At 69.2% G+C, this 11,836-nt stretch carries 15 protein-coding genes and 1 tRNA gene; 4 read left to right on the top strand and 12 right to left on the bottom strand.

The features are described 5' to 3' along the window. From AB0I38_RS36210 to AB0I38_RS36180, 7 genes are all read right to left on the bottom strand, one after another. A tRNA-Ser gene (locus AB0I38_RS36210) sits at positions 1-87 on the bottom strand. Between the two features lie 98 nt (positions 88-185). Then, entirely contained in the window at positions 186-1,031 is an 846-nt protein-coding gene (locus AB0I38_RS36205; RefSeq protein ID WP_358492320.1) for an NUDIX domain-containing protein, read from the bottom strand. Between the two features lie 165 nt (positions 1,032-1,196). Further along, positions 1,197-2,093, bottom strand: a complete 897-nt coding sequence (locus AB0I38_RS36200) for a CDP-alcohol phosphatidyltransferase family protein (protein WP_358492318.1) — start codon at positions 2,091-2,093, stop codon at positions 1,197-1,199. A 7-nt stretch (positions 2,094-2,100) separates the two neighbouring features. Further along, a complete protein-coding gene (locus AB0I38_RS36195) occupies positions 2,101-2,235 on the bottom strand; it encodes a hypothetical protein (RefSeq protein ID WP_358492316.1) in 135 nt (44 codons plus the stop codon). Positions 2,236-2,352: 117 nt separating this feature from the next. Then, positions 2,353-3,690 carry a CU044_5270 family protein gene (locus AB0I38_RS36190; RefSeq protein WP_358492314.1) on the bottom strand — a complete coding sequence of 446 codons (1,338 nt, stop codon included), beginning with the start codon at positions 3,688-3,690 and terminating at the stop codon, positions 2,353-2,355. Further along, positions 3,683-4,279: an RNA polymerase sigma factor gene (locus tag AB0I38_RS36185; protein WP_358492312.1), complete on the bottom strand. Its 597-nt coding sequence runs from the start codon at positions 4,277-4,279 to the stop codon at positions 3,683-3,685. Before AB0I38_RS36185 ends, AB0I38_RS36190 begins: the two co-directional genes overlap by 8 nt. A 136-nt stretch (positions 4,280-4,415) precedes the next feature. Next, positions 4,416-5,309 carry a hypothetical protein gene (locus AB0I38_RS36180; protein WP_358492308.1) on the bottom strand — a complete coding sequence of 298 codons (894 nt, stop codon included), beginning with the start codon at positions 5,307-5,309 and terminating at the stop codon, positions 4,416-4,418. A gap of 192 nt (positions 5,310-5,501) precedes the next feature. On the opposite strand from AB0I38_RS36180, the gene AB0I38_RS36175 reads away from it, so the two are divergent. Continuing rightward, the gene (locus AB0I38_RS36175; RefSeq protein WP_358492305.1) at positions 5,502-5,999 is read left to right on the top strand and encodes a hypothetical protein; all 498 of its coding nucleotides are present in this window, start codon (positions 5,502-5,504) and stop codon (positions 5,997-5,999) included. Between the two features lie 42 nt (positions 6,000-6,041). Here the strand turns inward: AB0I38_RS36175 and AB0I38_RS36170 are convergent, their stop codons facing one another. The 5 genes from AB0I38_RS36170 to AB0I38_RS36150 all read right to left on the bottom strand — a co-directional run bounded on the left by AB0I38_RS36170 (position 6,042) and on the right by AB0I38_RS36150 (position 9,566). Then, on the bottom strand, positions 6,042-6,839 hold the full coding sequence (locus AB0I38_RS36170) for an ABC transporter permease (protein ID WP_358492302.1): 798 nt from the start codon (positions 6,837-6,839) through the stop codon (positions 6,042-6,044). Next, the gene (locus AB0I38_RS36165; protein WP_358492298.1) at positions 6,836-7,729 is read right to left on the bottom strand and encodes an ABC transporter ATP-binding protein; all 894 of its coding nucleotides are present in this window, start codon (positions 7,727-7,729) and stop codon (positions 6,836-6,838) included. The genes AB0I38_RS36170 and AB0I38_RS36165 overlap by 4 nt, the downstream gene beginning before the upstream one ends. Continuing rightward, positions 7,726-8,076, bottom strand: a complete 351-nt coding sequence (locus tag AB0I38_RS36160; protein ID WP_358492292.1) for a hypothetical protein — start codon at positions 8,074-8,076, stop codon at positions 7,726-7,728. Before AB0I38_RS36160 ends, AB0I38_RS36165 begins: the two co-directional genes overlap by 4 nt. Beyond that, the gene (locus tag AB0I38_RS36155; protein ID WP_358492288.1) at positions 8,063-8,647 is read right to left on the bottom strand and encodes a helix-turn-helix domain-containing protein; all 585 of its coding nucleotides are present in this window, start codon (positions 8,645-8,647) and stop codon (positions 8,063-8,065) included. Before AB0I38_RS36155 ends, AB0I38_RS36160 begins: the two co-directional genes overlap by 14 nt. A gap of 148 nt (positions 8,648-8,795) precedes the next feature. Beyond that, entirely contained in the window at positions 8,796-9,566 is a 771-nt protein-coding gene (locus AB0I38_RS36150; protein ID WP_358492284.1) for a TNT domain-containing protein, read from the bottom strand. A gap of 484 nt (positions 9,567-10,050) precedes the next feature. Between AB0I38_RS36150 and AB0I38_RS36145 the strand changes: the two genes are divergently transcribed. From AB0I38_RS36145 to AB0I38_RS36135, 3 genes are all read left to right on the top strand, one after another. Next, positions 10,051-10,593, top strand: a complete 543-nt coding sequence (locus AB0I38_RS36145; protein WP_358492281.1) for a dihydrofolate reductase family protein — start codon at positions 10,051-10,053, stop codon at positions 10,591-10,593. Positions 10,594-10,647: 54 nt separating this feature from the next. Continuing rightward, positions 10,648-11,241: a hypothetical protein gene (locus AB0I38_RS36140; protein WP_358492277.1), complete on the top strand. Its 594-nt coding sequence runs from the start codon at positions 10,648-10,650 to the stop codon at positions 11,239-11,241. Between the two features lie 188 nt (positions 11,242-11,429). Next, positions 11,430-11,747 carry a hypothetical protein gene (locus tag AB0I38_RS36135; protein ID WP_358492273.1) on the top strand — a complete coding sequence of 106 codons (318 nt, stop codon included), beginning with the start codon at positions 11,430-11,432 and terminating at the stop codon, positions 11,745-11,747. Positions 11,748-11,836: the final 89 nt, after the last annotated feature.

Raw genomic sequence — 11,836 nt, 5'->3', positions numbered from 1 at the left:
CGGAGGGTGTGGGATTCGAACCCACGAGGCCATCGCTGACCTGGCCGCTTTCAAGGCGGCTGCACTCGTCCACTATGCGAACCCTCCAGTGCGCACACCACCATAGCGGCTGTCGCGGCAGGGGTGTTACGTTCGGGCAGCGGTGGATCCCGGCATCGAGCCGGAGGCCCGTGGACGGCCTCCGGTCAGCCGCCGAGCTGTGACAGCAGCCACTTCGGCCCGACGGTGCGCGCTCCCAGTTCGGTGACGCGCTCCTTCAGCCCTCGGTCGGCCGTGACGACCAGCACCCGCTCCCACGGTCGTGCCTGGCGCACCACCTCGACGATCGCGTCGTCGCCGCTGCCCGTCGCGGCCACGACCTGCACCCCGGCGACGGCCGACGCCCCCTTGGCGGCGCCCTCCACGACGGCCACGATCCGCGGATACCACTGCGCGAGCACCGGATGCGCGAGCCTGAGCACCGAGACCTCGTTGAGCAGCCGCGTCGCGGCGCCCAGCCGATCGTTCCACCAGCCGTGCTCAGCCCGCGCGCCGACGATGTTGGCCATGTCGAGCACCAGGGTCTCGGGCTGAAGCTCGATCTGGATCCGGTCCCAGGTCTCGGCGAACCCCGGATGCAGCTTCCGGGCGCCGATCTCGGGCAGCGGCAGCCAGCGCAACTCGACGCTCTCGCCGTTGGCGGGCACGGCGGCCAGCAGCTCCGACGACTCGGCGATCACCGTCTCGAACGTCCACCCGCCGTGGTCGTCGAGGAAGACGCCCTGCACCCGCAGCCCGTCGCCGCCCAGCGCGGCCTCCTCGCGGGCCTCGCGCAGGGCGCTCGCCACGGCGTCCTCGTGGCTGTCGCGCGCGCCACCGGGCAGCCCCCAGGTGCCGCCGTGGTGACTCCACCAGGATCGTTTCTGCATGAGTACGTGCGGAACGCCGGACGGGTCATGGTGAACGGCCAGCAGCCCCGAGGCTCCGTGCAGCCCCCAGTGCCGGTGCCCTCGCCCGCATTCGGCCCAACCGTCGCCGTCCTTGGCAGCCATGACCGGATTCTCTCAGCCTCGGCCCGCGATGCGCCTCATGCGGGTGGCGAAACCGCGGAGCCCGGGGCGTGGAAGAGGAGGGACGGACCCTCACGAGCGACGCCATGTCCTCGGACCTGAGCAGACCGACGAGCGGGCCGGGCACTGGCTTGCCAACGGTCTGTTCTACGGAGCGAGGGTGGCCAGGGCGCGGGCGAAGTCGCGAGACGACAGCCAGAGCTTGTACATGATCGCGGCCTCGAAGACGAGCAGCAGCGCGGCGGCGCCGACGGTGACCGGGACGATCTGGCCGGTCAGCGGGCCGACGACGAACACCGCCATCTGGAACTCGATCCCGCTGACCAGGTGGGTGCGCACCCGGTGGTCGCGCAGCCAGTCGCGGACCCGCATGTACCAGGTGAACCGGGTCCGGAACTCCCGCTGGAAGTCCGATGCCTCGGCCGTCCGGATCCGGATCTCGTCGGAGCCGGTGTCCTCGGGAAACGTGTCCTCGGCCGCCGGCAGTCCGTCCGCCGGGACCACGGAAAGGGCCGGTGAGCCGGTTCCCGACTCCACGATCGCCCTTCTCAGCGTGCGGCGCATCTGACGACGTACCTTCGCCACCTGGAGGGCGTCGACGTACCTGAGCATGTCGAGAAAGACGATCACCGCGGCGAGGACCGGGTAGAGCTCCTGACCGGTCGCCTGGTACTGGCCCCAGGCCAGCGCGAGGGCGCAGGAGAACACGCGAAGCCGGTCGAAGACGTAGTCGAGCCAGCCACCCAGCACGGTGCCAGTGCCCTTGAGCCGCGCGATCTTGCCGTCCACGCAGTCGAGCACGAAGCTCAGGTGATAGGGGACCGCCCCGGCCACCAGCCATGACCAGTCGGCCATCAGGAAGCAGCCGGCCGATCCCAGGCCCAGCACGAAGGCGCCCCAGGTGATCTGGTTGGGCGTGATCGAGGTGCGGTTCGCGGTGCCGACCACCAGCCGTCCGGCCAGCGGATCCACCAGGAACACCGTCCACCAGGCGTCCCGCGCCTTGTAGGTCCTGGTCCGTACCTCTTCCAGCGTGAACGTCACGGGCCTGTCAGAGGTCGTCGTCCAGGTCTTCGAGCTCGTCAACGTCCTCGTCCGGGTCGAGCGCATGCGTGTCATCTCCGAGGTGTGGTTCGTCATAGGCGCCGAACAGCGTCGCGAGCTGTTCGATGATTGTTCTCAGCATCTGGTCCGGTTTCTGGCATGCGGATACACCGGACTTGCCGTCCGGTCGTCTCCGGGGGCGTCCGCGCTGTCGCGTCCTTCGTGGCGGGCCTTCGTGGCGGGCCGTGCGGGGCACGGCCTATTTCACGTCGGGCCTCTCGTCCGTCCAGCCGATCTCTTCGTACGCGGTGAAGGAGCCGATCTGGACCTTTCGGCCGCCCGCGAGCGTGCCGGACCTCATCGACTCCACGGAAAGGAGCTGCCCGCTACCTGGATCGACCACGAGACGCACTTCGTCGGCCAGGTCCGACTCGTAGCCGATCGCCTGCCCGGTGCGCCCGAGCGGGTCGGTCACCTCGCCCTCGGCGGTCATCCCGGGCAGCCCGGCCAAGATCTGGTAGGCGGAGGCCCGTACCTTGGGCGAGACCGCCAGGCCCTGGAGGATGTCCATGCAGCTTCCCTGGAGCCATGAGATCTGTCTTTCCGGATCGACCCCATGGCGCTGGGCCTGGCTCGTGATGCGGGCCTCGAGATAGGTCCGGAGCTCTTCCGGGGTGTCCGGGATCGCCCGCAACTCGGCCCAGGTCATCCGCTGTTTCGTCAGGTGCCCTCCTGCCCCGTTCCATCCACCGCGCAGCCGGAACGCCTCCGGCTCGCGAGGGGAGTCCGTCACGGTCGGCCCCGGGTCCGCGTCGCCGTCCATGCTCGTGACGTTCTTCGGGTACGTCCAGGCGGCCGGTGAGCCCGCCGCGCGCCAGGCCGTCTCGTCCTCCGGAGTCGCGGGTTTCGCGCCGAGGTATCGGTTGATCTTCCAGCTCTGCCCACCCGGCCGGTGCGCCAGCCACACTTCGGTGGAGGAGAGACGGCGGATGACGTAGCGACGATCCGGCGAGAGCGTCAACTGCCCGTCGGCGGTCCGGACCCGCCAGTAGGCGCCCTCCGCCGGAGACTCGGTCACGGCGCTCGCCGCGGCGAGCAGGATCTGCCGGGCGGTCGGCCGGGTGTCCTGCGGCCGGTCGGCGGATTCGACCGGGTTGTGGGAGATGGAGATCGGGGCGTCCGACGGGACGACCGCGACCACGACCAGGAGCGCGGCGGCGGCCGCTCCGGCCAGAACGGTCCCGACCGCCGCCCACCGCCGGGCCGCCCACCGCCGGGCCGCCCGCCGTCGGGCCGCCCGCCGTGGCGCCGCCCGCCCGCGCGCACCGCCCCGGCGCCGCTCACCTGTCCGTTCGTGCTCACCTGCTCGTTCGTGCTCACCTGCTCGTTGGTGCTCACGTGCTCGTTCGTGTTCGCCGGTGCGGTCGTGCTCGCTGGTCTGGTCCGGCTCCTGGGAGAGTGCCGCCAGGAGCCGCGCGCGGCCCGCCATGACCGCGTCGGGCGAGGGCGGGGGGACGGCGAGGAGGTCGCGCACCCTGGTCAGGTCGCTGAGATCATCGGGAAGGGGGGAATCCGCCCGGCCGTTCAGGTCATCCATCGGTTCCTCCGATCACGGGGTTGACGCCTCCCAAGGCGGAGCGGAGCTTCCTGCGCACCCGGTTGAGCCGGGAGCCGACGGTGCCGAAGGGGATGTTCAGGGTCTGCGCGACCTCCTCGTAACTGAGATCGGCCAGCGCGACGAGGAGCAGCACATCGCGATCACCATCCGGGAGGTTCTCGAGCGCCGTCGTGAGCCGCTCCTGCGCGCTCGCCGCGGTGACCCGCGCCGCCACCCTGTCCTCGTGCCCCTCGTCCGCGCCGTCGTCCAGCGGCCTTCGCTGGAACGCGCGCAGCCTGCGGATCTCGCTCCGGCGATGTTGCGCGACGAGGTTGGTGGCGATCCCGTAGAGCCATGGGCGTACGGCGCCGCGGGCCGGGTCGAAGCTGCGGCGCTTATGGAACGCCACCAGGAAGGTCTCCGCGGCCAGGTCGTCGGCGACTTGCGTGCCGAGCCGCCCGGCCGCGTAGCGGTGGATCTCACCGAAGTAGCGGTCGTACAGCGACGCGAACGCGTCCGGGCGTCGCCACGACTGCTCGATGAGCGTGGCGTCATCGACCGTCGCCGGCGCCTCCGGGGGAGCGGGCATCCGTACGGGTCCCTTCTGTGGGCTACACCCTTGTTCCGCCGCAGCCCCGATCCGCCTTCACGCCCGCCCCCGTCCCCCGACTCCGCGGCCCGGCCGCCGGCCGCATTGACGGCGGCTCACCAGGTCATGGACGGGCTCACCAGGTTACGGACGGGCTCACCACAAAACCGGCGAAAACGCTGGTGCCCGGCAGCCGCCAGCCCGCCTGCGCCGCGTACTTCGACCCGTACGGAGGGCGGACCTCGTACCAGCCGCACGTCTGCGTCTGGTCCTCGACCGTGACGAACATCTTGTGGCACTTCAGCTCGCGCGTGACCGCCCGCTCCTGGAACGAGTCGTAGGCCCGGATCACCAGGTCGCTCCTGATGCCGACCGGGCCGCGTAACTGGTTCCTGATGAGCATGCGGCCCTCGCGGACCCGGATGCACGCCTGCAGGAGCACGCCCTGGCCCGCGTTGGTCCACGGGCTGCACTGCTCGCCGTCGGCCGGAGGGTGCTCCTCCGGCTCGCTGGACGGCTGGGCGGCCGTGGACGAGGACCTTCCGACGAACGTACCGGCCAGGAACGAGACCAGCACCAGACCCGCGGCGGCCAGCACGGCGGTCAGGAGCGGCACCGACCTCCGCGAAGGCCGCTCCGCCGCTTCGCCCTCACCGGCCCTCTCACCGGTCTCCTCACGCGAGAGACGCTCGGCCGCCCTGGCCCGCCAGCCGCGCTCCTCTCCCTCCAACTGCCTGCGCAGGTCGTCGATGGTGGCCCCGAGGGCGACCAGCTTCCGCGCCTGATCGGCGGGCAGCTCCAGCCCGGTGGCGATCTCGCGCATCACCTCGGCACCCGGCAGCCGGTTGCGCTCCGCCAGCTGCCGGGCTCCGGACAGCCACCGGGACACGAGCGTGGCGCTGGCGTCGCGGACCCGGTTGATGAGGTACTTCTGCGGCCGCCCCTGCGACCGCAACGCCTCGCGGATGCCTTCGGCGGCTTCGTCCAAAGCCGCGATGAGCCGGTCCGCGAGCTCCTCGAAGGTCCCCATCGCTGTGCCGCCCCTTCTGCGCAATTGTTCGGCACACGGTGAAACCGCACGTCAAGCCCGGTGAAACAGGCGGTGCGAGATCGCACGGATGCTCATATCTGGTGCCCACCGCCGTGGCTCGGCGAGCCTGGCGACAAGCAAACGATCAATGCTCGCACGATGCGAGACAGATAGGGAGGCACCATGCGATCGATGATCATCGGACTCGCCGCCGTCGCCGCGCTGGCCGGGCTGCCCGCAACCTCGGCCGCCGCCACGGTCTCGGCGGGACAGGCGGTCTCGGCGGTCTCGGCCGCCGCCCAGTTGCCGAACTGTTCGGGCACGCGGGTTTTGCGCTTCCCCTTCTACACGCGGGAGATGCTCAAGGCGGCCTACATCCACGTCTTCTACGACTCTCGCACCTCGACGGCCTGCGCCTACCTCAACTCCACGAACGCCACCTGGGGCACGAACAAGCACATGACGATCACCTTGAAGCACTGCGCTCGGCGTAGCGACCGTTATGGGCAGTGCATCGGACAGCTCCAGTCGACGACCGTCCGCGGCTGGTACCCCGGGCGCAGCGACACGGCGCGGCTGAGGGTCGGCCGTGGCTGCCTGATGGCGACGGCCCGGATCTGGTGGGGCAAGAACTACGGCCTGACCTCCACCCGGTCCACGGTGTGCGTCGGCAACACGGCCGGGGCGTGACCGCCCTGATCCGCAGGCGGGGGACGTCCCGGAGCGCTCGGGTCAGATCACGTCGCGGCGCATCGGCTTGAGCAGCGCCGCCGTGCTCGCCAGCACCGTGTATCCGACCAGGAGCAGCCCGCCGGCCAGGGGAGACAGCAGTCGTACGGGTTCGGTGGACAGTTGCTGGGACAGGGCGTCGGCCACGGCGGTGAAGTCGGTCAGGGCCGAGGTCGCGCCGCCGGGCAGCCACGGGTACAGGTGCCGGACGCCCGGGATCATCATGAGCAGCAGCTCCGCTCCGTACAGGTAGCCGATCACCACGCACAGGGCGGCGACCTGATGGCGGATCAGCGCGCCCATGCCCACGCCGAGCACCGTGTAGGCGCCCATCGCGACCGCCAGACGAGCCAGCAGCTCGATGACGGTCGCGGTGGGCAGGCCCAGGCTCACGCCACGGAGCGCGGCCGCGCCGAACAACGCCAGGGCCGCCGTGCTCGACAGAACGAGCCCGTAGATCAGGCCCGCGAAGCCGTACGTGCTCAGTTTGGCGGCCAGCACCCGCCAGCGGTCCGGCGCGAACAGGAACGTGAAGTTGACGGTCCGGTGCCGGTACTCCGAGGTCACGGCCAGGGTGCCGATCGCCGCGGGGATGAAGGCGGTGAAGCCGAGGAAGCCGAGGACCGCTCGCACTCCGGCTTCGGTGTGCAGCCCCGGCATCGGGGGATCGAAGTTCTCGGGGCCGATGACGGCCAGCAGGCCGATCAGGCCGCCGCCGAGAAGGGCGGCCACGAGCAGGGTGCCCAGCCACATCCGGGTCGCCAGCAGCCTGCGGAGCTCCGCGTGGATCAGGGGTCTCATGCCTTCGTCCGTTCGCCGGCCAGGTCGAGGAAGATCTGTTCGAGGCTGGGATGTTCGCTGGTCAGACCATGGATGCGCAGCCCCTGCCCGGCTGCCAGGTCGGCGATGCGGGCGGCGTCGAGCCCGCGCACCCGTAGCTCGTCCGGGCCGTCGGCCCGCACCGCCTGGGCGTGCCGCGTCAGGATCCGGCTCAGCTCGGCGCTGTCGGGACTTCGCACGAGTACGGCCTGCGCCGTGCCGGTGAGCTCGTGCAGCGGGCCGGCGGTCAGCAGCCGCCCCTGCCGGATGACCACCACGTCGTCGGCGATCTGCTGCACCTCGCTGAGCACGTGACTGGAGATCAGAATGGTCCGGCCGTCGTCGGCCAGGTCGCGCAGGAACGAGCGCAGCCAGGCCGTGCCCTCGGGGTCCAGGCCGTTGCTCGGCTCGTCGAGCAGCAGGACGCGGGGATCGCCGAGCAGGGCGGTGGCCAGGTTGAGCCGTTGTCGCATGCCGGTGGAGAAGCCGCCCGTCCTGCGTTCGGCGGCGTCGGCCAGGTCAAGCAGGTTGAGGAGTTCCTGGACCCGGCCGTCGGGATAGCCGCCCATCGCGGCGTAGATCCTCAGGTGGTCGCTGGCCGAGTGGTGGGGGTGGAAGGCGGAGGCGTCGAAGACGGCGCCCACCACGGTGGTCGGACGCGGGATGTCCCGGTAGCGCAGTCCGCCGATGGTCACGCTGCCGGAGGTGGGTGCGACGTGGTCGATCATCATGCGCATCGTGGTGGTCTTGCCGGCTCCGTTGGGACCGAGGAACGCGGTCACGGCTCCCGGCCTGACGGTGAAGCTGAGGGTGTCGACGGCGGTGATCGGGCCGTACCTCTTGGTCAGGTTTCGTACCTCGATGCCGGTCACCTGGCGGCCTCCCGGATGGCCTCGACGAGCCGGTCGGCGTCGGGGACCGAGAGGACGACCTCGTCGAACTCGTCGCCGGACCTCGCGCGGTCCAGCAGCAGGTGCACCCCGGGCAGGTTGCGGTTGGCCGACACCAGTTGGCGCGGGCCGCCGTAGATGCCCCAAACGCCGATCTTGGTGTGACCGGACACCGTCAGTCCCTTTCGCGCGCCGCGCGGAACGCGCAGCGGCTGATCCGTGATGACGGCCTGCCGTACCGCCGGCAGGGGGATCGTGTGCCGGGCTCGCCCGGTGAAGATCCGCTCCCAGGAGCCGAACTCGACAGTGACCGAATCACCGGTGATCATGACCGTTGCCATGGGTCAGCCTTTCGTCAGGGGGCGGAGACAGGGGGAGGAGAATCGTGGCCAGCAGACGGGGTGACCGGTTTTCTCCCGGCTCGTTCGCGAGCAGGGGTCGTACGAGTTCGGCGAAACCCTGCGCGAAGCGGACGAACTCCTCGTCATCCAGGTGAAGCACCAACTGCTGGTAGCCGACGCCGTCGGCTACCAGGTCGATGTGCTCTCTGGCCAGGTAGCGCGAGAACTCCGACAGCAGGCTGGACACGAACGCGGTGAAATACCGCGTGTGTTCCTCTGGGGACGCGGAGGCCAGCGATTCGGCGGTCGGTGTCACCCCGCCCTCCGGCAGCGCGTACACCCGCTCCGTCGCGCCTCCGACCTTGCGCTCCTCCACCACGACCAGCAGGCCGGCCTTGGCGAGAGTGGCGATCTGCCGGTAGAGCGTGGCCTGCGGCACGTCGGGCAGCAGGCCGGCCAGGTCGGATGGCGTGCGCCGAGCGCCGGCGACGGCGCCCAGGATCCGGATGCGCACGGGGTGCAGCGCCAGTTCGGCCCAGCGCTCTGTCGAAGCTCTCACAGACCCAACGTTATCATTATCGATAATGAGAACGCCATGCGGGAGCGGTCGGGATCGCCCTCGCGGGCCTCGTCGGAGTCGACCGAACGCCCTCCCGGCCGCTGAGGCGGCCAGGAGGGCGATCAGGACTGATCCGGGTCGGGCCCGCTCAGTTCAGGCGCTTGAGGTAGCCGTGGTCGATGAGCCAGCTGATCGGCAGCTCGCCCTTGTCATTCCCCACCGACCCAGGGATGTACTTGACGAGGGTGTGGTACTGCCGCCCCACGCCCTGCTGCTGGAATGCCGAGGCCGCCGGGCCGGCGTCGGCCTGGAACGGCTTCTCCACCTGGTAGGCGTGGTAGTTGCAGAGGTGCTGGGGATCGCCGCCGAACGTGTTGAGACTGCTCGGCGGCAGAGCCCGCTTCACGAACGGTGTCCCGTACGGGGCGAGGAACGCGCCGCTCTCACCGCCGAACCGGTCGAGCTTCAGCCCCTGCGGAAGCGTCACGGTGGTGATGAGCGGCTTGGCGTTGGAATATCCCCCGGCGTGGGCGAAGCCGAAGTCCTGCGGGTAACGCCACCCGTCGATGGTCCGGTAGCGGTCGAGGAAGGTCGCCGGAGGGAGGCCTCCGTACCGGACATAGCCACGCAGGATCGAGCCGAGCCAGCTGGTGCGCGGGAGATACTTCGGGCCGAGGTTCGGGTCGCCGAACACGTACGGCGGGCCGCAGACCGCGATGGCGGGATCCCGCGTCGTCCTCGTGTGGCGGACGTTCGCGGGGTGGGCCTTGCTGGGGCGCGCTTTCGCGTCGTGCGTGGTGAGCGCGGGCGGCTCGGGGGTGGGGGCGTACGTGGTGGCCTGGGCCGAGCCGCCCGCGAAGGACGTGGCGGCGATGGCGAAGGCGGCGACCAGTGGCGCTCGTCGAGAAAAGGGATGCACGGACTCTCCTGAAAGAACTCACACGGAGTGCGATCGGACATATCCGCATCAATTCGCAATTCATAGAAGATGTCGAACAATAACTGCTGACCCTTCGTATGAATGCTCTGGATGCGCTGGATCCGTGCGTACCCGGCCATTCTTCAGGCGCATCGCAAGGAATTCGCCAGAGCGTCAAAAAGGTGCTCCCAGCAGCCGGTCGAAAGACGCGTGAAGGGCAGTATGTCGCGACATTTAGAATTCGACTCACGAATGGCGAAGAAAGCGCGTACTTTATCCGGAATATGGGGGTGGCCAGGAGATAAGCGTCATTTCAGCAGGGATGGCCGCGAACCTCGCGGCGAGACGCCGGACGTCAACCGGTCTCCTCTGCTGTGTCCGGGAAAGACCCTGTCTCCGCCGTACGCGGAGTCGTACCGATGAGTTCGTCCGCCTTTCGTTGTTCTAACATGCGTCAACGCGCTGATCTCTTTGGAGGCGGATCATGAGCAAACTGCTGTACTCGGTCACCATGTCGGCGGACGGCTTCATCGCCGGACCGGGAGGCGACATGTCCTGGCTGTCCGAGCACCTCGGCCCCAACCCGCTGGTCGACGAGCTCATCGGCCAGATCGGCGCGCTGCTCGTCGGCAACCGCACCTTTCGTGGCGACGACCCGCACAAGGACACGGAGAGTGAGGGCAAGGCATTCGGCGGCGGGTGGGAGGGCCCGCAGTTCGTGCTGACCCACCACGCCCCCGATGCGCAGGTGCCAGGCGTCACCTTCGTCAACGCCCTGGACGAGGCCGTCGCCGCGGCCAAGACCGCCGCGGGCGGCAAGTACGTCAACGTGCTCGGCGCCGACGTGGCCCGGCAGTGCCTTGAGGCGGGCGTACTGGACGAGATCCTGACGTTCGTGACGCCCGTCCTGCTCGGCGACGGCGTCCGCCTCTTCGACCACCCGGGCGGGACCAACGTCAAGCTCGAACGCGTCAGGCTCGACGAGATGCCCCACACCACCAGCCTTTGGTACCGCGTCACCGGTTGACGCGAACGGGCACCAATCTCTCGCGAGATCCGTTGTCCCGGGCAGGGAGGAACGGTGATCCTCGACAGGCGCCCCGCACTCGCCCTCGCTGGAGGCGGTGTGATCCTCGCCGGCGTCGCGGTGGCTCTCGTCGCCCGGCCCCTCTGGCACGCGACGCACACACCCCATGTTCTCGGGGGCGGCGTCATCGGAGCGGACATTGTCATCATCCCCGCCGTCCTGGGGCGCGTTTCACGGAGCTTCCGGATGACGTTCGGCTTGGCGGCCGTGGGCGGCGGCGGGGTGCTGATGACCTTCACACTCCTGGCGCACCTGCTCGGTTCGGGTTCGTCTCTCATGGAGGAGCCTTCGGACGCGGCCTTCCTCGGAACGCTCGGAGGACTGATGGCGGGGGGAGGGATGGTGCTGGTGGCGACGGCTGTCCTTCTCCTGCGCGAGGCAGGTACGGAACACGTCGGCTGGGCGGAGGAACGGACCGGAACCGGAGGCGGTGCGGGATACGTGGCGGTCTGTGACTGTGGTTGGGAGGGGAGCCCTCGACAGGACCCGTCGCAGGCCCTTGCGGAAGCAGGAGATCACGCGGGCAGAGTCCGACCCGCGGTTCGCCGGGCGGAGCGCGGGCCATCCGGCGATCCGCCGTCCGGATGATGTCTGGAGCCGGTCGCGAAGAGTCCACTACAGGTGCAACGCCCGGATCTGGCCAAGCTGACTCAGGAAACGGCCCGCACTCACCGTGTTGCAGGCGTCGGCAATGCGGAAATCTTGTGGGGATGATGCTTATGGGCGATCATTGATGAGTTCTGGTGTTTTATTCCTGGCAGCGTGTGGAGCGAACGATGACCTTGAGCCTCGTCAATACGGTGATGCCCTACATCGTTGTCGCCATCAGCCTGTGGTTGATACTTACCGGTCGCCTGACCTATGTGAAGGGAGGTCTTTCGCGTCCCGATCCCTCTCGTGCCGGCACCTTCTCTGTCCCCGTAGAAGCACAGGAGCGGGCTCGTGAGCTCGTGATGGCGGGCAAGCGGGTCGAAGCGATAAGAGAAATCCGCCGGGCGACGAATCTTCCGCTTGATTCCGCACTCGACATAATAGAGGCGCTTCGGCAAGGTGATTCGCTACCGGACAAGATTGTGGAAGGATCGCCTTCCTAGTACGGCAGTCGTAGATCGTGATCTGGTCATTGGCGAGTGAGGCGGGTTCGTTGGTGGAACCAGCGGGCGCGGGCTTGGTGACGTCGGCG

Origin of the sequence: Nonomuraea cavernae (assembly GCF_040655715.1) — a bacterium.
Taxonomy (GTDB): domain Bacteria; phylum Actinomycetota; class Actinomycetes; order Streptosporangiales; family Streptosporangiaceae; genus Nonomuraea; species Nonomuraea cavernae_A.
Note: the sequence above shows the minus strand (reverse complement) of the source record. Positions and strands in the feature narration are given on the sequence as shown.